Source organism: Ruegeria sp. CDSB029, from assembly GCF_059611125.1.
Map to the genome: position 1 here is coordinate 55,096 of NZ_JBXWOX010000002.1, position 21,437 is coordinate 76,532.

Consider the following 21,437-nt stretch of genomic DNA (forward strand, 5'->3'; position numbering starts at 1 on the left):
CCGTGACGATCTGGAACCTAGGCTCGATCAATGCGGACATAGTCTATGCCCTGCCGCATCTGCCCACTGCCGGTGAAACGCTGGCCGCTTCGAACTTGGAGCGGTTTCTGGGTGGCAAAGGGGCCAACATGTCCGTTGCAGCGGCGCGTGCCGGATCGCGTGTGGCGCATATCGGTGGCATTGGGCCGGACGGGCGCTGGGCCCTGGATCGCATGACCGAATATGGCGTCGACACCCGGTTCATTGCCGAGGTCGACGTGCCTACAGGTCACGCGATCATTGCGGTGGACAAGCAGGGTGAGAACCAGATCATTCTGTATCCCGGCGCGAACCACGCCATCGCGCAGGATCAGCTGGGACAGGCCTTATCGCAGACTGTTCCCGGCGATCTGCTGGTCATGCAGAACGAGACCAACGCCCAGGTCGAGGCCGCCCGCATGGGCCGTGATCTGGGACTGACCGTCTGCTATGCCGCAGCGCCGTTTCAGGCTGATGCCGTGCAGGCGGTGCTGCCCTATCTGGACTTCCTGATCCTGAATGAGGTCGAAGCAGAACAGCTGCGTGAAAGTACGGGGCAATCCGTCGCTGAATTGCCCGTCAAGCATGTTCTGGTCACGTTGGGGTCTAAGGGCGCGCGCTATCTACCCAAAGATGGCGACGTGCTTGAGATTTCGGCACACAAGGTGAAAGCCGTGGACACGACCGGCGCAGGGGATACCTTCACCGGTTACGTTCTGGCCGGAATGGACCGCGGGTTGCCGATGCCGCAGGCGATTGCACAAGCAAATCGTGCCGCGGCCCTGATGGTCACGCGGCACGGTACGGCTGATGTTATTCCCGACCTCAAAGAGGTGCTTGAGGCCCGGTTCGGTTAGGATCCGGCGAATGGCGCGTTGCCGCCCCACAGCTGTTTGACCCGGGCGTCCCGACCGCAGGCTTTGCGGTAGGCTTTGTATGCGTTTTTCTGGCGTTTCGGACCAAAGCGGGTAAACACCAGCTTGTCGCCCTTGTAGTAATCCTGATGGTAGGCTTCGGCTGGGTAAAAGGCGCCCGCGTTCAAGATGGGCGTGACTACGGTTTGACCCAACGCTTGCTGCGCATTGGCTTTGGCTCTCTGCGCCAATGCCTTTTCGCCTGTGTTAGAGACAAAAACAGCAGTGCGATAGCTGTTGCCGCGATCACAGAACTGGCCGCCTGCGTCGGTTGGATCAACGGAACGGAAAAACATGCTCAGCAACGTTTCACGGGAAACCCGCGCAGGGTCGAAGGTGATCTGAACAGCCTCGTAATGGCCAGTACCGCCTTTGGTTACTTGGTCATAAGTCGGATTGGCTGTCTTGCCGCCGGTAAAGCCGGATACGGCGCCAATCACGCCGGGAACCGATTCAAAATCGGATTCAACACACCAAAAACACCCTCCGGCGACGGTCAGGGTTTCGGTGCCGGCAGCTGGTGCGGGCAGGGCGCGCAACATCGCAGCCAGTGTGATCAGGACAAACAGAAGCGACGGTTTAACGAAACAGAGGTATGCGGTCCGGGTCATGGCAGATCTCCTTCTGAGATCAGGCTGCCCCGACTTTTCTACGGTTGCAATCCGCTGACATGGTTTGTCACGCGCTGGTGAGACGAGTTTATCGGCGCTTACCCCAGCAACTGTCCAAGTTTCATCGCCACACCCATATTGCCCGAGATCTTGAGCTTGCCCAATGCCACACCGGTCATCGGGTTCAGCTTGCCGGTCAGCAGTTTGGCCAGATTTTCCTGTGAAATTCGTATTGTACAGTCTGCATCCTGATCTTGCGTCGTCGCTTGATTGTCGATCAGCACGATCACCCCGTCATCACCGCAATCGAACTTAAGAGAGCCGTCAAATGACTTGCCATTCAGGCCTTTTTGAATTCCGTCAGCGATGTCCTGAAGCATGGTGTACCCTTTCCTGTTGACCTTTGCGTAAAGACAAACAGGCAAAGCAGGCAAGGGTGACGCTACTGGAACTGACTTGTCAGCGAAGACAAAGAAAAACCCGGCATCCTTTCGGGCACCGGGTTCGTCGTTGCAGCGATGGCAAAAATTACTTGGACAGACGCTTCTCGCGCGAGGCCAGCAGTTTCAGACGCAACGCGTTCAACTGGATAAATCCGGCTGCGTCTTTCTGATCGTATGCCCCGGCATCGTCTTCAAAGGTCACGTGTTCCTCGGAGTAAAGCGAGTGATCCGACCAGCGACCAACGGTTGAAGCCAAACCTTTGTAAAGTTTCACGCGGACGGTGCCGGTGACGTGTTCCTGCGACTTGTCGATTGCAGCCTGCAACATCTCACGCTCAGGCGAGTACCAGAAGCCATTATAGATCAGCTCCGCATATTGCGGCATCAACTGGTCCTTCAGGTGCATTGCGCCACGGTCCATGGTGATGGATTCGATACCACGATGTGCTTCCAGCAGGACGGTGCCGCCGGGCGTTTCGTAGATGCCACGCGACTTCATGCCCACAAACCGGCCTTCGACCAGGTCAAGACGCCCAATGCCGTGCTTGCCGCCGTATTCGTTCAGCTTGGTCAGGATGGTCGCGGGGCTCATCGCCTCGCCATTTATGCTGACCGCGTCGCCTTTTTCAAAGCCGATCTCGATGAATTCGGGTTCATTCGGCGCATCCTCGGGGTGGACGGTGCGCTGATAGACGTAATCGGGCGCCATATCGGCGGGGTCTTCCAGAACCTTACCTTCGGACGAGGTGTGCAGCAGGTTGGCATCGACCGAGAAGGGCGCCTCGCCACGTTTGTCCTTGGCAATCGGGATCTGGTTCGCCTCGGCAAACTCCAGCAGTTTGGTCCGGCTGGTCAGATCCCACTCACGCCAAGGCGCGATCACCTTGATGTCGGGGTTCAGCGCATAGGCCGCCAGTTCAAAGCGCACCTGATCGTTGCCCTTGCCTGTCGCGCCGTGGGCGACGGCATCGGCACCGGTTGCCTCGGCAATCTCAACCAGACGTTTCGAGATTAGCGGACGCGCGATTGAGGTGCCCAGCAGGTAAAGACCTTCGTATTGCGCATTGGCGCGGAACATCGGGAAGACAAAGTCGCGGACAAACTCTTCGCGAATGTCTTCGATATAGATGTTTTCGGGCTTGATCCCCAGCAGCTCGGCCTTTTGGCGGGCGGGTTCCAGTTCCTCACCTTGACCCAGATCGGCGGTGAAGGTCACAACCTCACAGCCATACTCGGTCTGCAGCCATTTCAGAATGATCGAGGTATCAAGGCCACCGGAATAGGCCAGAACAACTTTCTTGGGCGCGGACATCTGACTTCCCTTTATGCGTAGAACGACTGGCCCCTAGCGGGTTTTGGACGCGGGGGCAAGCTGTGTGGATTGACGCAGGCCCGGAATTGGGGTGAAACGGTCGGATAGAGAACAAGGATTGGTTGAGAGGGCGGTTTTTGTGTTGGGACTAGAGATTTTGGTGCATTCGGTGAAGATGGTTCTAAGGAACCTTAAACAAGCGCTGCAGATTTCAGTTGTGCCTGCGCTCATCGGCGGGCTTCTGGTCATCGGATTGTTTTTTCTGTTCGGCATCCCTTTTGAAGAATTCGACAGTGAAACGAACGGCTTCCCTGAAGGCGTAACAGCGGTTTCCTTCGCGGGGTTTCTGTTGTGTTTAGTGGTGGTTATCTTTGGGGTTATGCTCTGGATTGTCGTGTCGTGGCACCGGTTTGTTCTGCTTGAAGAATACCCGACCGGGTTGGTTCCACCTTTCCGGTTCGACCGAGTTCTCGCCTATTTCGGGCGTCTTCTCATGCTTTGCCTCATAGCTTTTGTAATCATGATACCGGCGGTGCTGATCATGGGTATGATGGCGCAAGCTTCAGCAGCGTTGGGAATTTTGGTCTGGGTGGCTTTGGTAATCTTTCTCACCATCGGGTTTTATCGGGCATCCCCTATTTTGCCCGGCGCAGCCATCGGAAAACCACTAAAACTTTCTGAGGCTTGGCAGGCAACTTCGGGTGCCAACGGTGCAATTGTGCTTCTGGTCATTTTATCCATTCTCCTCCAGTTGTTGCTTCAACTGCTGGCGTCGCTGTTGCTCTTTGTTCCGGTAGTCGGCGTCCTGATCGTGTTGTTTGCCAGCATGCTGGTTGTCCCATTGATCAATGTCAGCATCCTGACCACGATCTACGGCGTCTTTATCGAAAGACGCCAGCTCTCGTGAGCCGTACACATATGTATTCCTTGCCCTTTTGGTCGGGATAGGCCACTGAACGGGTCATGTGTGATTTCGTGACCCGCGCCCGCGCTGCCGAACAGGCGATGCGCTCTGTGTTTCCAGCGACGCCGCTGCAACGGAATGCCCATCTGTCCGACCGCTACGGTGCGGACATCTGGCTCAAGCGCGAAGACCTAAGCCCGGTGCGGTCCTACAAGATCCGTGGCGCATTCAATGCCATGCGCAAGCAGCAGGGGCAGGACCTGTTCGTCTGTGCCAGCGCGGGCAATCACGCGCAGGGTGTAGCCTATATGTGCAAGCATCTGGGTGTGAAGGGGGTGATCTTTATGCCGGTGACGACGCCGCAGCAGAAAATCCAGAAGACCCGGATTTTCGGCGGCGACAATATCGAGATCCACCTGACCGGAGACTATTTTGACGATACTCTGTCTGCGGCGCAGGACTGGTGTGCCCAGCAAGGTGGATATTTCCTGTCGCCGTTCGACGATGAAGATGTGATCGAAGGGCAGGCTTCCTTAGCGGTTGAGATTGAGGAACAGCTTGGACAGGTTCCCGATCATGTCATCTTGCCAGTGGGTGGTGGTGGCATGTCGTCTGGCGTGGCCACGTGGTTCGGGGATCGCACCCATTGTCTATTTGTGGAGCCGGCGGGTGGCGCCTGTCTGCGTGCTGCATTGGCGGCGGGTCATCCGGTGGCTCTTGATCACGTGGACACGTTTGTCGACGGTGCGGCCGTGGGTCGGATTGGGGAAAAGCCATTTGAGCTGTTGAAATCCCGCCATCTGTCCGACGTTTTGGTTCTGTCCGAAGATCGCATCTGTACCACCATGATCGAAATGCTGAACGTCGAGGGCATCGTACTGGAACCTGCGGGTGCTCTGGCGGTCGAAGCCGTCGGCGACGTGCAAAGCTTCATTCGCGGTAAGACCGTGGTGTGCGTCACCTCGGGCGGCAATTTCGATTTCGAGCGCTTGCCCGAGGTTAAGGAACGGGCGCAGAGGTATTCGGGTGTCAAAAAATACTTCATCCTCCGCCTGCCACAACGTCCAGGCGCGTTGAAGGAATTTCTGGGCATTCTAGGTCCTGAGGACGATATTGCCCGCTTTGAGTACATGAAAAAATCGGCCCGCAATTTCGGATCTGTCCTGATCGGTATCGAAACGCGAAAGCCTGAGAATTTTGTGCGCCTGTTCGCGCATCTTGATGATGCGGGCTTTACCTATACCGACATTACCGAAGACGAAACGCTGGCGCAGTTCGTGATCTGACGGGCGCAAACGCGACGGCTGCTGGATCACGGGCCGGCTTGTGGTGTCGTCGTTCGCTTGGCAGCGTGGGTGCAGGTCAAAAGAATGGGAACGCTTCTGTCCAAATTCCCTCTAGAGACAACTCCGGTTGCCGGATAGTGTACAGCCACCAACACCCTCAGATAGCTTGATCAAAATGACATACGTACAAGATGCCGAACACAACATTTGGGTTCGCAACGATTCCGCAGACATCCTCTATTCGGATGGTGTCGCGAAGGAAGATAGACTCTTTAGTGGTGTATCAAGCTGCAAGGACCGATCCGTAAATTCATCCGAGATCGACGCATTGATCACGGATTGGGCTTCCGAATACCATTTCTCGGCCAAGCGCCACTTTGTTCTCAAAGGCTTGGACTTCAAGAAAAACCAGTCGGTACTGGAACTAGGTTGCGGTTGCGGTGCCATTTCAAGGTATCTGGCAGAGCAGGGCGTGGATCTAACGTCCGTCGAAGGAACGGTCTCGCGTGCGCGAACCGCATCAAAACGTTGCGAAGACCTGCCGAACGCCGAGTTTTATGTCGACAATTTCACCAAGTTTCAGTCCGACAAAAAATTCGATTGGGTCCTCTTTATTGGTGTGCTGGAGTATGCGCCGTTGTTTGGTGACCAGAATGACCCGTTCGGTTCTTATTTGGAAGTGGCCAAGCGGCACCTAAAGCCTGGCGGTAAAATGGTCATCGCGATCGAGAACAAGCTTGGTTTGAAGTACTGGAACGGGGCGTCAGAAGATCACGTGGGAAGCCCTTACTACGGAATCCACGATTTGTATGATGGGGGCTCAGCTGAAACATTCAGTAAGCGGGAAATAGCGAACCTACTGTCTGACAAAGGTTTTGAACATCAAGAATTCCAATACGCTTTTCCAGATTACAAAGTTTGTGAGACTTTGCTTACCGAGGCCGGCCTTATTGCTCCTGGCTTCAATTCCTCTGATCTGCTTCTGGGCACCCGTTCACGCGACTACAGCCGAAAGTGGGAGCCAGCATTCACAGACGGTCTTGCCATCTCTACTCTGAACAAGGCCGGGCTTCTTGGTGAGTTCGCCAACTCGTTTCTGATCGTTACAAGCTCTCGGAAATTCAAACACGCCACGAAACTTGCGTTCACGCATAACATCGGAAATCGGCACCTGGCATTTACCTGCGAGACCGCATTTGTGCCCCGCAGAGGTCAGATATCCGTTCAAAAAACGACAGCAATCTCAGAGCCGGACAGGAGAATTGACGTCGGCCCCTACACCATTTGTCACGACACCTCTTCCGCGCCATACGTTTCAGGCGTCAGTGAGGGTGGCCAGATTATCCGCCAGACGCACCGAACCCCACGTCCTGTCCGTCTTTGGCGGAGTTTTGTGCCTTGGGCAGAGCATCTGAAAGCCCAGTGCACGCAAGCAGCAGACAGCAACTCAAGTGAAGACTGGACCATCGACGGTTCTTATGTCGACGCTACACCATTCAATTTCATCAGAACCCCCAGCGGGCTAAAGCAAATTGATGTCGAATGGCGGGCAGAACAAGACATTCCATTGGGGTGGGTGATCGCGCGCGGTGTCAGGCAGGTCATGATGCATGGATCGCCCAAGATTTCGTACAATCAAGCAAGAATTTTTGGCACCGCAAGAATGGTTTTGGAAGGCATTGGTTTGACGCTGACGAATGACGAATATGATCGTTTCACACAGCTTGAGCGTTCTTTCATGCGTGCCGTCAAATCTGCCCCGGCAAAAAAAAAAGATCCTCAACATCGCGCAGAACTGACCCAGTCCTGATTGCTGTGAAATCACCCTATCAAGAAGGCAAGCAGCACAGTTGGGGGGAAAAAATATATGCACACAGCCTTGCTGACGCATTTTCCGACATTGGTCTTCCTGCGCGGGTAGATGACCACAACGAGTGGTCATCAAAATCTGACGCCGACGAAGCGGCCGTTTTGATTCGCGGTAAGTTGAAGTATCCGTATGAAGCAAAACAGGGCTCTGCCAGTTGGCTAATCAGCGAGATGATTCAGGGCGAGGTTTCAAAAGAGGCCGACAATCATACAGCCAACTTCTTTGCATCGCGTCTCTTTTTCGAGGGAATCAAAACTCGCCCTCAGGATTCCGTTCTTTTTCAGGCAACGGATCATCGCATTTTCTACCCGGGCGAGCGTGACTATGGTGGTCCTACGCTGTTTGTCGGAAACAATTACCGAAGATGGGAAGTTCGGCCGGTCATTCAAAAAGCATTAACCGAGGCATTGCCTGTCGAAGTCTACGGAGACAGGTGGGACAGGAAATTAACCTCGGATCGCCTTCGTGCTGCAAGCGTTCCGAACCTCCAGTTGGGTCAACTATATCGATCTGCGGGCGTCGTCCTGAACGATCACCGCCCCCCGATGCGTGAGAATGGTCTGATTTCCAACCGGGTCTTCGATGTGCTTGCCTGCGCAGTCCCGCTGATTTCAGATAGAATAAAAGGCCTGCCTGATGGGTTCGAGGAATTTATTTATATGTTTGATGATGATTTACCGCTGGCGGACTTAATCACACAGGCAAAAACGGAATCGGCTGCGAAACGCCGCAAGCGCGCAGACTTCGCGCACTATGTTGTGCAGGAGTACAGTTTTCTGGCGGCGGCAAAAACTATCGCTGCCAGCTTAGGGTTACCGCAGAAAGCCTAACCGGAACTGACACGCATTATTTGAAAGCCTTCAGATGGGTTTCTTTCTTTGTTCGACACTGATCAGAGTTTTGACAACTGGCAGAAAATGCACAGTCGCGCGCAGGAATGAACTCCAAGGTTCGCGCCAACTGGGACGCACGAGCAGAGAGCTGCAGTATGCAGGACGGTGTGGAGTTGTACCGACAGAACGCGTTGCGGATCCTGAAAAAGATGGGCGTTGGGTTTTTCACTCAGGATTGAGGATTGGAGTTCAACTTCAAGAAATCCCGTTCTTCGGACGGGTTTGCCATGAAAACCTTGCGCCTGAGGGTCCCGAATAAGACCTTGGGCGTTAAAGATCGCCCAACCCAGTCTTGAATTCACTGGCAGAGCTTTCGAATACACTGAGGATATTGGCAAGGTCGACCAACTGACTGTCCCCTTGCGCCGATTGTCGTTCCCCATCCTGACACAGCTTGGCCAAAGTCACGAACCCAAGGCTCAGTGCGCTGCCTTTTACGAAATGCAGGTTTTGTTCAAACTCTGTGCGGGCGGTGTCGTTCCGCAGCCGGGTAAGGGCTTCGTTCACCTCATCAAGAAAGATGTACACCACCTCTTCAAATTCGCTGGCGCCAACCTCGTCCCTTAGTTGCTGGACCCTGGACCAGTTGATCATGCCATCCTCGCTTTATCTGCCAGGGGATTTGGTACCGCAGAACCGGTAAAGAGCAGGTTAAGCGGAATGAACTTCGGCTTTCACCCATTGTTAAACTGCGGCGCGATAGGGTCTTCCTATTCTGATAAGCGCCGCTGGGCAGAGGGTTAAGGTGACAAGGGTCAGTCAGGCAGACAGTGGGTCAAATCTGGATTTTGGTGTGATCCAAAAGGTGCTTGTCGTCGATGACAGCCGCTTGCAGCGCCGTATTCTGGTCGCCTCGCTCAAAAAATGGGGCTTTGACGTGCTTGAGGCCGATAGTGGCGATGTTGCGATTGAAATGTGCGCAGCGGACCCGCCGGATCTTGTCCTCAGCGATTGGGTGATGCCGGGGATGAGCGGGCTGGATTTCTGCAAGGCGTTCCGCGCCTTGGACAACAGGCAATACAGCTATTTCATCCTGCTGACGTCCAAAAGCGAAAAGCAAGAGGTGGCGCGCGGTCTGGATGCCGGTGCAGATGATTTTCTGATCAAACCGCTTGAGGCGGATGAACTGCGGGCGCGTATATCAGCCGGTGCGCGTATTCTGGATATGCAGCGCGAGCTGTCTAAAAAAAACCAGATGATCGAATCCGCGCTTGAGGAGCTGCGCGTCGCCCATGACGCGATCGACACGGACCTGATCCAGGCACGCAAGATACAGGAATCGCTGGTACCCGAACTGACCCGCGATTTCGGTAAGTCCCGAGTCAGCATGCTGCTGAAACCTTGCGGTCATATCGGCGGCGATCTGGTGGGGATGTTCTCTCCGGGTGTGAACAGGCTTGGTTTTTACAGTATCGATGTGTCCGGGCATGGCATCACATCTGCGATGATGACCGCGCGTTTGGGGGGCTATCTGTCCAGCAATCATTTTGATCAGAACGTGGCGATGGCGCGGCGTTTCGACAAGTTTTATGCTCTGCTGCCGCCGGAAGAAGTTGCCGAAACCCTGAACTCGCGGCTGATGGCGGATACGGGAATCGAAGAGTATTTCACAATGGTCTATGCCATCGTAGACCTGCGCAATGGGCATGTGAAAATGGTGCAGGCCGGGCACCCTCATCCGCTGTTGCTATGTCAGGACGGCAGAACTGAATTTCTGGGCGAGGGCGGGTTGCCTATCGGTTTGCTGCCGGACGTCACCTTTCAGCGGACCGAATTCTACATGCAACCCGGCGACCGGCTACTGCTTTATTCCGATGGGTTCACAGAATGCAGTCTCGCGGACGGTGGCCTGCTGGACGAGGATGGCTTACGCGAGATGGCGCTGGATTGCGGGCCCGATCGAAACGGAACGGAGTTCCTTGACGATATGTTCTGGCGGCTGACACAGGCGATGGCACCTGGCCGGGGTATGGATGATGATGTTTCGGCTGTTTTCCTTGAATACAACGGTCACTAAAGCCGCTTTTCATGCAGCGCGGCAAAGTGGCGATCTCCGTCATTGCCCAACAATTGGACCGCATCGGCGGTGTCCATCCATATGGCTTCATGGAACGGCTCAGACGGTGGACCCATGCGCTGGATGGGACGCGCGCGATAGATATGGCACAGCTTTTCGGCCCACAAATCGTATTCGGGCATATAAGTGAACCGACGAAAAGCGCCGATGCGGCGGGGCGACGCGATCAACCAGCCGGTTTCTTCGAACACTTCTCGGTGCAGGGCTGTGATGGGTGATTCGCCCGGATCAATTCCGCCGCCGGGCAATTGCAGATCGGGCCCGGGTTCTGTCTGACAGGTCAGTAAAAGGCTTCGACCTCGGGGCAGCAATGCATAAACACCCACCCGGCGTGTATATGTTCGCCCGGCTTGAGGGGTTTCACCAAACCGTCTGATCATGTATGGCCCCTTAAAACCCGAATAGTTCGACCTATATGCTGGCGGTATGCCAACCTGTGGCGTGTAAGGAAACCCCATGTCTCTTGGAACAAAAATCGCGTGGGACGATACCGTCCTGCCCTTTCAACTCGATGTATCGGATATCCGCGGCCGTGTGGCCCGTCTGGATGGTGTGCTTGATGGCATCCTGAGCCAGCATGACTATCCCGAAAAGGTCGAGGCGCTGGTGGCCGAGATGGCCCTGCTGACCGCATTGATCGGCCAGACTGTTGCGCTGCGCTGGAAGCTGTCGCTGCAGGTTCAATCCAAAGGTCCGGTGCGCATGATTGCGACCGACTATTATGCGCCTCAGCATGAGGGGGAGCCGGCCCGCATTCGCGCCTATGCCAGCTTTGACCGTGATCGCCTGACCGATGGTGCGCCGTTCGATCAGGTGGGCGAGGGGTATTTTGCCATCATGATTGATCAGGGTGAGGGAACCCAACCTTATCAAGGCATCACACCCCTGGACGGTGGATCGCTTAGCGCTTGTGCCGAGGCATATTTCGCCCAGTCGGAGCAGTTACCGACGCGGTTTTCGCTGAGCTTTGGCAAATCGACCGAGCCGGGCGTTGGCGAACATTGGCGTGCAGGTGGGGTCATGTTGCAGCACATGCCCAAAGCCTCGCCTTTTGTGGCCTCCGGTGAGGGCGAAGGGAACATCCTGACTGCAAATGATCTTGTTGATGGTGAAGAAGGCGAAAACTGGGGTCGCGTCAACGTGTTGTTGGACACGGTTGATGACCTGGAGCTGATCGGCCCGTCAATTGCACCGACGGATTTGTTGATCCGTCTGTTTCATGAGGAACAGCCGCGGGTCTACGATGCGCAGTCGGTGCAATTTGGGTGCACATGTTCCGAAGATCGTGTGCGGCAAAGTCTGTCGATTTATTCGGCTAAGGACATCGAGAAGATGACTACGCCCGAAGGTGACGTGACCGCCGATTGCCAGTTCTGCGGTGCGCATTACGTGCTTGATCCTTCCACGGTTGGTTTTGATGCGGACAACGCCTGATCCAACTGATCAGCTGCGGGCGGCCTTGCGCCGCCCCGGCGAAGGTTCAAGCGATTTCGACCTGAACCCTGATTTTGTTCTTCCCGAAGGTCGTAAACTCCGTCCCGCCGGAGTTTTGGTTCCGATTTCACTGGTGGGTGGTGTGCCCCGCCTGATCCTTACAAAACGATCTTCGGCTCTTAAACATCACCCCGGTCAGATTGCTTTTCCGGGTGGCAAACAGGATAAAGGCGATGCGGATGTAACCGCCACCGCTTTGCGCGAAGCCCAGGAAGAAATCGGGCTGCCACAGGAGTTGCCGGAAATTCTTGGCCACTTACCGACACATGAAACGGTGACCTCCTTCACGGTCACACCTGTGGTGGCGATCCTGCGGGAACCCTTCCAACCGGTACCGGAACCGGGCGAAGTGGCAGAAGTGTTTCCGGTTCCGCTTGCACATGTGCTCAACCCCGCGAATTATATCGTTGAATCGCGTCGCTGGCGCGGACAAAGGCGGTATTATTTCACGGTACCTTTCGGCCCCTACTACATCTGGGGTGCAACCGCCCGAATTTTGCGGGGATTGGCAGCACGGATTAACGAATGACACACATCATAGAAGACTGGGTGTCCGAACCTGCAACGCAAAGGTTCTGCGCCGCCCTGACCGATGCCGGTTTCCAGGCTCTGTTTGTCGGCGGATGCGTGCGCAACGCGCTATTAGGATCTCCGGTATCAGATATCGACATCGCCACCGACGCGCGGCCTGAAAAAGTGGTCGAGCTGGCGCAGAAAGCAGGGCTTAAGGCCATTCCCACCGGGATTGATCACGGCACAATCACCGTGGTTAGCCAGGGTATCCCGCATGAGATCACCACCTTTCGCCGCGATGTTGAAACGGATGGCCGTCGCGCTGTCGTCGCCTTTTCGGACAAAGTCGAAGAGGATGCCGCACGTCGCGATTTCACGATGAATGCGATCTATGCGAGGCCTGACGGTATCGTTCTGGACCCTTTGAATGGCTTGCCTGATCTGCAGGCGCGTCGCGTCCGGTTTATCGGCACTGCTGCGAACCGAATTCGTGAGGATTACCTGCGGTCGCTGCGCTATTTCCGCTTTCACGCCTGGTATGGGGATGCCGAGGCTGGGTTTGATCCCGACGCTCTGGCGGCCATTGCGTCCAACCTGGACGGTCTGGCGGGTTTATCCCGCGAACGCGTCGGGGCCGAGCTATTGAAACTATTGGGGGCACCTGATCCCGCGCCTTCCGTTGCCGCGATGCGCAGCGCCGGAGTTATGGTGCAGCTATTGCCGGGCGCAGATGATCGTGCATTGGCACCGTTGATCGCGTTGGAACAGCAGGCCGGCGCCGATCCGGATCCGGTGCGGCGGCTGGCGGCCATTGCGCCACCTGAGGTCGCGAAATCGCTGCGTCTGAGTCGCGCACAATTGCAGCGCCTGACCCGAATGCGCGATGAAGCATCCAGCCCGGCCAGCTTTGCCGAATTGGGGTTTCGGTACGGCGAAACAGACGGGCTGCATGAATCGCTTTTGCGCTGTGCCTTTCTGGAGCAGCCCTGGTCAGACACTATCAAACGCGATCTTCACGCAGGTGCTGCTGCGATCTTTCCGATCAAGGCAACAGATCTGATCCCTGAATTCACCGGCCCCGCGCTGGGCAAGAAACTGGCTGAGCTTGAGGCGCAGTGGATTGCGTCGGGTTTCATGCTGGGCCGCGAAGACCTGCTGGGCGAATAAAGGAAGTCTCAAAAGGGGATGACAAGCAAATAAGTTTATGGTTACTTGCCCCTGTCACATGAATGGAGGGATGCGAATGTATTACGGGATCTGGGACAGCTAAGGCTGGAACACTTTGACCCGTAAGGGTGGTGTTCTGACGCCATCTTTCTTCGCATGACTAATTTTCTGCTCAACCGGAGCACTCTCCATGTTTCGCTATTTCGAAAACCTCGTTGACCCTTTTGTTGCCTATAAGGAAACCGACACACCGCCGACGCGGTTGTGGCCGTTCATGCTGGACTACTCGCAACCGTTCATGCGGGTGTTCTTCTGGGCTGGTTTGATTTCCGTCGTTGTTGCGGCGGTTGAAGTTGGCCTGATCTACTATATGGGTCGCGTTGTTGACCTGCTGTCGGGTCCTCCGGCCGAAGTCTGGCAGACACACGGGACCGAACTGATATTGGTGGCGACGTTCGTGCTGCTGCTGCGTCCGATGCTGCATGTCGTGGACGTGCTGTTGTTAAACAACACGATACTGCCAAATTTCGGCACCCTGATCCGCTGGCGTGCGCACAAACACGTTCTGCGACAATCCGTTGGGTGGTTCGAGAATGACTTTGCCGGTCGCATTGCCAACCGGATCATGCAAACTCCGCCCGCTGCGGGTGAGGCCGTGTTTCAGGTGTTTGATGCGATCTCATTCTCAATTGCCTATCTGATTGGGGCGGCAATTCTGTTGATGGCAGCCGATCCACGGTTGTTATTGCCGTTGTTGATCTGGTTTGCGCTTTACGCTGTTTTGGTGCGCTGGACAGTGAAAAGGGTCGGTCCAGCCTCTCAGGCTGCATCTGATGCACGCTCGGCTGTGACGGGTCGGGTGGTGGACAGCTATACCAACATCCACTCGGTCAAGATGTTCGCCCATAACGACCAAGAGTTGGACTATGCCCGCGAAGCCATCGAGGAAACGCGTCGCACCTTTCAGGTCGAAATGCGGATTTTCACCATAATGGATGCGGTTCTGGTCGCGCTGAACGGTTTGCTGATCGTCGGCGTAGTTGGTTGGGCCATTTCCCTGTGGATGCAAGGGAGTGCATCTGTGGGTGTCGTTGCGGCGGCGACCGCTTTGACCCTGCGACTGAATGCGATGACCGGATGGATCATGTGGGCGCTGACCAGCTTCTTCCGCCAGCTTGGTGTCGTGGCCGAGGGCATGCAAACAATTGCCCAGCCGGTTGACCTGCTGGATGTGCCGGACGCCAAGCCATTGCAGCTGAGCAAGGGCCAGATCGACATCCGTGATCTGTCACACCACTACGGTCGCAAGACTGGGGGGCTGGATCACATCAATCTGACCCTCAATCCGGGCGAAAAGATCGGTCTGATCGGGCGGTCCGGTGCGGGAAAATCGACCCTAGTTAAGTTGCTTTTGCGGTTTTACGACGTTGAACAGGGCGCGATCCTGATTGACGGTCAGGACATTTCCAGGGTCACGCAGGACAGTTTGCGCAGCCATATCGGTATGGTTCAGCAGGACAGCGCCCTGTTGCATCGGTCGGTGCGTGACAACATCCTCTATGGTCGCCCCGATGCCACTGAAGAACAGATGATCGCCGCCGCCAAACAGGCCGAGGCGCATGAGTTCATCCTTGATCTGCAAGACCCAGAAGGGCGCACGGGGTATGATGCGCATGTGGGCGAGCGGGGCGTGAAACTGTCCGGCGGTCAGCGGCAGCGCGTGACGCTGGCGCGGGTTATCCTGAAGGACGCACCCATTTTGCTGTTGGACGAGGCGACATCCGCTCTAGATTCCGAGGTCGAAGCGTCAATTCAGGAAACTCTCTACGGTATGATGCAAGGAAAAACCGTGATCGCCATCGCCCACCGGCTGAGCACTATCGCGCAGATGGACCGTATTTTGGTCATGGATGGTGGTCGGATCGTTGAAGAAGGCGGCCATTCCGAACTGTTGGCGCAAGGTGGGCTTTACGCCCAGTTCTGGGCGCGGCAATCTGGGGGCTTCCTGAATCCGGAGGCCGCTGAATGAGGATTGCCGACCTCATAAATCCGTTCAAGAACATCGAAACGCCCCCGCCGCAAACGCTGGGGGCGTTCATTCGCTGGTGCCTGTCTGGCGCATGGCCAATGATCTTCGTCGCAGCGTTTTTCTCGGCTACTGCGGGTGCGATGGAGGCGGGCACTGCGTGGATGCTGGGCCTGGTCATTGACGCAGCAACCACAAGCGGACCCGAGAACTTTCTGACCGCCAACAACGTCTGGATGATCCTTGGGGTCGTTGCGTTTTTCATGCTACTGCGGCCAGCCCTGTTCGGGCTTTCGTCGTTGACCAACAACTATATCGTCATGCCCAATATCACGCCGTTGGTTCTGGCCAAGCTGAACCGGTGGACGTTGGGCCAGTCGGTCACATATTTCGACGACGATTTTGCCGGGCGGATCGCGCAGAAGCAGATGCAAACATCCAACGCGATGGCGTCGGTGGTGTCCGAGACGATCAGTGCGATCGTGTTTGCCTTGGCCTCGCTGGCGGGCTCATTACTTTTGTTAGGGTCTATTCATCCGCTGGTTATGCTGCCATTTGCGGCTTGGCTGGTCGTGTATTTCTTGCTTGTCCGTTGGTATCTGCCGCGCATCCGTAAACGCTCAGCGGCGCGGGCAGGCGCTCGCGCGATGGTGTCCGGGCAAGTTGTCGACACGATCACCAATATCAAGACCGTTAAACTGTTCGCCCATTCGGAATTCGAAGATCACGCCGCGCGAAATTCCATGGTTGATCTGCGTGAAAAGATGTTGGCGTTCGGAAGCCTGTCGGCCAGTTTCCGCTTTATCTTGATGCTGTTGGCCGGGGTTCTGCCAGTTTTGCTGATAGGTGCAACGCTGTGGCTGTGGCAAGCGGGGTCTGCGACAGCCGGTGACATTGTGGCCGCAGGTGCCATTTCCATCCGCATTGCCCAGATGACCGGCTGGGTAAGTTTCACCCTCATGGGTCTTTACGCAAATGTTGGCGAGATCGAGAACGGCATGAATACGCTGGCCAAGCGTGAACGGGTTGAGGATCAAACGGGCGCGGCGGAGTTGTCCGTACCCGAAGGCCAGATCACCTTTGACCATGTCAGCTTTGCCTATGGTCGGGATGTCGGTGGTGTATCAGGCCTGAACATGACCGTGCACCCCGGCGAGAAACTGGGCATTGTCGGCGCTTCGGGGGCAGGGAAATCAACCTTGGTTTCGCTGCTGTTGCGCCTGTACGACGGTGAAAAGGGCACGATCTTGATAGATGGTCAGGACGTATCCGGAATAACGCAGGACAGCTTGCGCCGTCAGATCGGCATGGTCACGCAGGAAACCGCGATGTTCAATCGGTCGGCGCGGGAGAATATTCTTTACGGCCGCCCTGACGCCTCGGAAGAGGAAATGATCGAGGCGGCCAAAAAGGCCGAGGCGCATGAATTCATCCTCAGCCTTCAGGATGCCCACGGACGCACCGGCTATGAAGCACATCTGGGCGAGCGCGGAGTGAAACTTAGCGGTGGCCAGCGACAGCGGATTGCGCTGGCGCGCGCCATTTTGAAGGATGCGCCTATATTGGTGCTGGATGAGGCAACCTCGGCGCTGGATTCCGAGGTTGAGGCCTCGATCCAGACGGCGTTGCATCGGGTGATGCAAGGCAAGACGGTTCTGGCTATCGCGCATCGGTTGTCCACACTCAGCGAGATGGACCGGATTATTGTCCTGGACCAAGGGCGTATCGTGGAAACCGGCACACATGACGCGTTGTTGGACCAGGGTGGGCTATATGCCCGGTTCTGGCATCGTCAGTCAGGCGGGTTCATTCAGGCCGAGGCTGCGGAATAAGGGTTTTGTTGCCGGCCAAGCCCCGGTATCAGGCCCTCATGACGCAAACCTACACCATTACCCGCCTTGGTCATCAAGGCGACGGCATCGCTGATGGCCCCGTTTACGCTCCGCGTACCTTGCCGGGTGAGGTCGTCAGCGGCACGCTGCTGGATCAATTTCTGACAGATATCCGTGTCGAGACGCCCTCGGATCAGCGGGTCAAGGCACCGTGTCGTCACTACAAATCCTGTGGTGGATGCCAGTTGCAGCACGCGGCAGATAGATTCGTTGCGGATTGGAAGGTCGAAGTGGTGCGCACCGCGCTGGCCGCTCAGGGGTTGGAGGCGTCGATGCGCCCGATCCATACGTCACCAGAACGGTCCCGCCGTCGCGCGACGATCGCGGTACGACGGACCAAAAAGGGCACTCTGGCCGGGTTCCATGGCCGCGCGTCAGACACGATCACCGAGATCCCGGATTGCCATTTGCTCGACCCGGCCCTGATCGCGGCCATTCCGGTGGCCGAAGCACTGGCGATTCTGGGTGGCAGCCGTAAAGGCGTGTTGGCGGTGACGCTAACCTTGTCCGAAGCCGGGCTTGATGTGGCGGTCAAAGGCGGCAAACCGCTAGACGGCCCGCTTGAGTTGGCTTTGGCACAAGCGACCGAGAAACACGGTCTTGCCCGGCTCAGCTGGGATGGTGAAGTAATTGCCATGCGCCAGCCACCCGTTCAGCGTTTTGGTCAGGCAAATGTTGTTCCGCCGCCCGGTGCGTTTCTGCAGGCGACAAAGGACGGAGAACAGGCTCTGTTAAAGGCCGTTTCCGAAGCTGTGTGTGGTTCCAAACGCATTGTGGATCTGTTTGCTGGCAGCGGCACATTCTCTTTGCCGCTAGCCGAGGGGGCTGAGGTTCACGCCGTCGAGGGCGAAGCAGCGATGACGCAAGCGCTGGATCAGGGGTGGCGCAGGGCGCAGGGCCTCAAACGGATAACGACCGAGGCACGGGACCTGTTTCGGCGACCGCTGATGCCGGATGAGCTAAAGTCTTTTGATGCTGTGGTGATCGACCCGCCACGCGCCGGGGCCGAGGCGCAAGTGACCGAACTGGCGCAGGCCCTGCGCCCGGTGATTGCCTATGTGTCCTGCAACCCTGTGACCTTCGCCCGTGATGCGAAAATTCTTGTTAATGCGGGCTACACCCTTGAATGGGTACAGGTTGTTGACCAATTTCGATGGTCGTCACACACCGAACTCGCGGCACGGTTCACCCTGAACCCTTAAGACTTACAGGAGACTACCCGAATGGGGATCACCCAACGCCTGCTGACCCTTGTCGAAGCACCAGCTTTCGGGAAGTTCATTACCGGTGTCATAATCTTCAACGCCGTGCTGCTGGGGATGGAGACATCACCCACCCTTATGGAAGTTGCAGGTCCATTGATCGTAACACTGGACAGCCTTTGCCTGACCATTTTCGTTGTTGAAATTTCGATTAAACTTCTGGCCACTGGGCGCAGGTTTTTCACCAACGGCTGGAATGTCTTTGATTTTGTGATTGTCGGCATCGCTCTTGTACCGGGTGGGTCCGGCCTTTCGGTGCTGCGGGCATTGCGGATTTTGCGGGTGCTGCGCGTTATCTCGGTCGCGCCACGCCTGCGCCGCGTGGTTGAGGGTTTTATTTCGGCCTTGCCCGGCATGGCCAGCGTGTTCCTTCTTATGGCGATCCTGTTTTACATCGGTGCGGTGATTTCAACCAAACTGTTCTCACAGACCTTCCCAGACTGGTTCGGCGATCTGGGCCTTTCAGCCTATACGCTGTTCCAGATCATGACGCTGGAAAGCTGGTCCATGGGGATCGTGCGCCCGGTGATGGAGATCTATCCTTACGCTTGGCTGTTCTTTGTGCCGTTCATCATGGTGACCACTTTTGCGGTGGTAAACCTGCTGGTCGGTCTGATCGTGAATTCGATGCAGGATGCGCACCATGCCGAGGACGAAGTCAAAACCGATGCCTATCGTGACGAAGTGCTAGAGCGGCTTGAAAGCATCGAGCGTCGCCTGACAGAGCAGCAAAACATCAAAAAGTGATTTCAGTTTTCACATTTTCTGGCATAATACAGAAAAAAAAGCAGCAGGCAGTGAACATGGATCGTCGAGCATTTGGATTGGGTGCAATGGCAACGCTGAGCCTCTCAGCTTGTGCCTCGGCCAACCCCAGAATTCTAACTTACAACGGACCCGAAGTGACCTCTCTGGTCATCAACAAGGGCTCGCGGAAACTATATCTTCTGCACAATGATAAGATCCTGAAAGAATACAATGTTGATCTTGGATTTGCGCCCAACGGCACCAAAGCCAAGCGCGGTGATGGGCGTACGCCGGAAGGCAGCTACCTGATTGATCGGCACAATCCAAATAGCCGCTATCATCTGTCGCTGGGGATCTCGTACCCGAATTCTGAAGATGTCGCGAAAGCGAAGGCCATGGGTGTCGATCCGGGCGGCGATATCTTCATCCACGGACAACCGAACCGTCGCAAAGAGCGTAAGCGCGCTAAAAAGACGTCGGATTGGACCGCGGGCTGCATCGCCGTCAAGAATGACGAGATCGAAGAGATCTATTCGATGGTAAACCGGGGCACGCTGATTACTCTGCGTCCCTAATCGGTTTCCAGGGCCCAAATCCGAACTGCATATAGTCACGCTGGTACGCCTGGGCGGCCAGCGTTTCCAGTTTGTCGTCATAAATCTCGGCCAAGGTAAACGGTGTATCCGGTTCGCTGAGTTCGGGTAGGGGCGGTGTGCTGTGCCCCATCCGGCGCGCCAGGTCGGGCAGGGCTGTCGTGACCTCATCCTCCCTCAGGATCAGGTCGGGCAATGCGAAGGGCGCCATCCCCTCAAGGGCCTGCGACTGACTGCACCATGCTGCATCCACGCGTATGGCGGTCTGTAGGGCAAGGTTCTGACGCAGGAATGTCAGGAACGCCGAAAACGCCTCGTAGTGCTGCTCAACCGGGTAATTGCCGTCGCGCAATTGCCCGGGGATCGGAATCTTTAACCGGTTGCGCAGGACGTGTCGGATTTTCGGATAGGCGCCGGAACCTGTGTTGAGGATATGTCTGCAAAAGGCCCGATGCGCGCGCGCCATTGGGTGTTGCAGTACGGCGAACTTTCGATGCCCGGGATTGGACAAAAACCACTGACGCGTCTGCTTTCTGTTCTGGTTGGTGAGCAATTGTTCGACATCAACTTGGTCCAGTGCGGCCATCCACCTTGTTACCGGGCTTTCCATTCCCCCGCGGATGGGCATGTACATCAGTGGTGTCTTTGGTGCGGCAACGTAGTTCGCCACCAAGGGGCGTCGGCGTGGTTCGAAATTCGGAGTGCTGTGCAGATTAAAGCTGTCGATCTGTGACAACGCCTGCTCCATTTCGTCGGGGTTCGTCACCTTTGCCAGCGCAGGCTCGGGGTTTTGTGGTTTGAGTGTTTCGTCGATCGCCGACAGCCTGCCGGACACACCCAGCCAGGCGGCAAGACCATTCAACAGGTGCACCTGGTTCAGGTCTTCATAGGCAATGTAAAATGGGGTCTGGCCGCTTTGCTGCAAACGCTGCGCCAGCATCAGGTGGTATTCATGCTGCCGGTTCAGGTATTTCATGAACGCTTCGGCATCGAACTCAACCTGTGCTTCGCGACGACGCTTGATGTTCTTCAGCTGCCACTGCTTGGTTTCGCGCGCAATCTTCAATGAGATGAAACTGTCCAGAGGGTTTCGGGTCAGAATGATCTTGGCGCAGCGCGGATCGCCCAAAGCTGGCTCTAACACACGTGGATCATGTCCCTGAAAAAGGCGAAACCCGTTCAGTTCCCCTGGTGCCTGCCGGATTGCCTCAAGCAATGTGGAAGGGTCACGATCCCGCTCTTCCATCGAGATGCCCAGCAGGGTGTCGGATTTCAGACGCCCGATGAAATGGGGATTGAACGCCTCGCCGTGGCTGGTGACTCCTTCGATGGCGTTCAGGTTCGCCTCTAGCAAGTTGGAACCGGTCCGCATGGCTGCAAGAATGATAAAATAGTCAAATTGGGGCGTCATTTAT

The 21,437-nt window shown here is 56.1% G+C and carries 20 protein-coding genes; 14 read left to right on the top strand and 6 right to left on the bottom strand.

Going from position 1 to position 21,437, the window contains the following annotated elements:
* Positions 1 to 2: 2 nt before the first annotated feature.
* Entirely contained in the window at positions 3 to 875 is an 873-nt protein-coding gene (locus tag AC2FI8_RS02845; RefSeq protein ID WP_496776994.1) for a ribokinase, read from the top strand.
* Here AC2FI8_RS02845 and msrA read toward each other — a convergent pair.
* The 3 genes from msrA to AC2FI8_RS02860 all read right to left on the bottom strand — a co-directional run bounded on the left by msrA (position 872) and on the right by AC2FI8_RS02860 (position 3,298).
* Entirely contained in the window at positions 872 to 1,543 is a 672-nt protein-coding gene (msrA, locus tag AC2FI8_RS02850) for a peptide-methionine (S)-S-oxide reductase MsrA (RefSeq protein ID WP_496766002.1), read from the bottom strand. The genes AC2FI8_RS02845 and msrA overlap by 4 nt on opposite strands.
* A gap of 98 nt (positions 1,544 to 1,641) precedes the next feature.
* Positions 1,642 to 1,923 carry an SCP2 sterol-binding domain-containing protein gene (locus AC2FI8_RS02855; protein WP_496739263.1) on the bottom strand — a complete coding sequence of 94 codons (282 nt, stop codon included), beginning with the start codon at positions 1,921 to 1,923 and terminating at the stop codon, positions 1,642 to 1,644.
* Between the two features lie 148 nt (positions 1,924 to 2,071).
* Complete coding sequence (locus AC2FI8_RS02860; protein ID WP_496726272.1) at positions 2,072 to 3,298, bottom strand: argininosuccinate synthase; 1,227 nt, start codon at positions 3,296 to 3,298, stop codon at positions 2,072 to 2,074.
* A gap of 139 nt (positions 3,299 to 3,437) precedes the next feature.
* Here AC2FI8_RS02860 and AC2FI8_RS02865 point away from each other — a divergent pair, with 139 nt between their 5' ends.
* The 4 genes from AC2FI8_RS02865 to AC2FI8_RS02880 all read left to right on the top strand — a co-directional run bounded on the left by AC2FI8_RS02865 (position 3,438) and on the right by AC2FI8_RS02880 (position 8,188).
* Complete coding sequence (locus AC2FI8_RS02865) at positions 3,438 to 4,205, top strand: hypothetical protein (protein ID WP_496765999.1); 768 nt, start codon at positions 3,438 to 3,440, stop codon at positions 4,203 to 4,205.
* 56 nt (positions 4,206 to 4,261) lie between these two features.
* Positions 4,262 to 5,488 (top strand): threonine ammonia-lyase IlvA, encoded by a 1,227-nt coding sequence (gene ilvA / locus AC2FI8_RS02870; protein WP_496765997.1) that lies wholly within the window; start codon positions 4,262 to 4,264, stop codon positions 5,486 to 5,488.
* Positions 5,489 to 5,663: 175 nt separating this feature from the next.
* Positions 5,664 to 7,298: an SAM-dependent methyltransferase gene (locus AC2FI8_RS02875; protein WP_496777388.1), complete on the top strand. Its 1,635-nt coding sequence runs from the start codon at positions 5,664 to 5,666 to the stop codon at positions 7,296 to 7,298.
* A gap of 5 nt (positions 7,299 to 7,303) precedes the next feature.
* Complete coding sequence (locus tag AC2FI8_RS02880; RefSeq protein WP_496776998.1) at positions 7,304 to 8,188, top strand: glycosyltransferase family protein; 885 nt, start codon at positions 7,304 to 7,306, stop codon at positions 8,186 to 8,188.
* Between the two features lie 333 nt (positions 8,189 to 8,521).
* Here AC2FI8_RS02880 and AC2FI8_RS02885 read toward each other — a convergent pair whose 3' ends face one another.
* On the bottom strand, positions 8,522 to 8,845 hold the full coding sequence (locus tag AC2FI8_RS02885) for an Hpt domain-containing protein (RefSeq protein WP_496777000.1): 324 nt from the start codon (positions 8,843 to 8,845) through the stop codon (positions 8,522 to 8,524).
* Positions 8,846 to 8,996: 151 nt separating this feature from the next.
* Between AC2FI8_RS02885 and AC2FI8_RS02890 the strand changes: the two genes are divergently transcribed.
* The gene (locus AC2FI8_RS02890; protein ID WP_496777002.1) at positions 8,997 to 10,268 is read left to right on the top strand and encodes a PP2C family protein-serine/threonine phosphatase; all 1,272 of its coding nucleotides are present in this window, start codon (positions 8,997 to 8,999) and stop codon (positions 10,266 to 10,268) included.
* Here the strand turns inward: AC2FI8_RS02890 and AC2FI8_RS02895 are convergent.
* Entirely contained in the window at positions 10,265 to 10,708 is a 444-nt protein-coding gene (locus tag AC2FI8_RS02895; RefSeq protein ID WP_496777004.1) for an NUDIX hydrolase, read from the bottom strand. The two genes, AC2FI8_RS02890 and AC2FI8_RS02895, sit on opposite strands and share 4 nt — an antisense overlap.
* Before the next feature lie 76 nt (positions 10,709 to 10,784).
* On the opposite strand from AC2FI8_RS02895, the gene hslO reads away from it, so the two are divergent.
* From hslO to AC2FI8_RS02935, 8 genes are all read left to right on the top strand, one after another.
* A complete protein-coding gene (gene hslO, locus AC2FI8_RS02900) occupies positions 10,785 to 11,762 on the top strand; it encodes an Hsp33 family molecular chaperone HslO (RefSeq protein WP_496765983.1) in 978 nt (325 codons plus the stop codon).
* Positions 11,746 to 12,351, top strand: coding sequence for a CoA pyrophosphatase (locus AC2FI8_RS02905; protein ID WP_496765981.1), 606 nt, complete (start codon positions 11,746 to 11,748; stop codon positions 12,349 to 12,351). The genes hslO and AC2FI8_RS02905 overlap by 17 nt, the downstream gene beginning before the upstream one ends.
* Positions 12,348 to 13,502, top strand: a complete 1,155-nt coding sequence (locus AC2FI8_RS02910; protein WP_496777006.1) for a CCA tRNA nucleotidyltransferase — start codon at positions 12,348 to 12,350, stop codon at positions 13,500 to 13,502. Before AC2FI8_RS02905 ends, AC2FI8_RS02910 begins: the two co-directional genes overlap by 4 nt.
* Positions 13,503 to 13,692: 190 nt before the next feature.
* Complete coding sequence (locus AC2FI8_RS02915; RefSeq protein ID WP_496777008.1) at positions 13,693 to 15,531, top strand: ABC transporter ATP-binding protein; 1,839 nt, start codon at positions 13,693 to 13,695, stop codon at positions 15,529 to 15,531.
* The gene (locus AC2FI8_RS02920) at positions 15,528 to 17,360 is read left to right on the top strand and encodes an ABC transporter ATP-binding protein (protein ID WP_496777011.1); all 1,833 of its coding nucleotides are present in this window, start codon (positions 15,528 to 15,530) and stop codon (positions 17,358 to 17,360) included. The genes AC2FI8_RS02915 and AC2FI8_RS02920 overlap by 4 nt, the downstream gene beginning before the upstream one ends.
* A gap of 38 nt (positions 17,361 to 17,398) precedes the next feature.
* Positions 17,399 to 18,622: a class I SAM-dependent RNA methyltransferase gene (locus AC2FI8_RS02925; RefSeq protein WP_496777013.1), complete on the top strand. Its 1,224-nt coding sequence runs from the start codon at positions 17,399 to 17,401 to the stop codon at positions 18,620 to 18,622.
* 21 nt (positions 18,623 to 18,643) lie between these two features.
* Positions 18,644 to 19,429: an ion transporter gene (locus AC2FI8_RS02930; protein WP_282170605.1), complete on the top strand. Its 786-nt coding sequence runs from the start codon at positions 18,644 to 18,646 to the stop codon at positions 19,427 to 19,429.
* A gap of 56 nt (positions 19,430 to 19,485) precedes the next feature.
* On the top strand, positions 19,486 to 20,004 hold the full coding sequence (locus AC2FI8_RS02935; RefSeq protein ID WP_496736634.1) for a L,D-transpeptidase family protein: 519 nt from the start codon (positions 19,486 to 19,488) through the stop codon (positions 20,002 to 20,004).
* On the opposite strand, the gene AC2FI8_RS02940 is transcribed toward AC2FI8_RS02935, so the two are convergent.
* Positions 19,988 to 21,433, bottom strand: coding sequence for a nodulation protein NodH (locus tag AC2FI8_RS02940; protein ID WP_496777015.1), 1,446 nt, complete (start codon positions 21,431 to 21,433; stop codon positions 19,988 to 19,990). The two genes, AC2FI8_RS02935 and AC2FI8_RS02940, sit on opposite strands and share 17 nt — an antisense overlap.
* Positions 21,434 to 21,437: the final 4 nt, after the last annotated feature.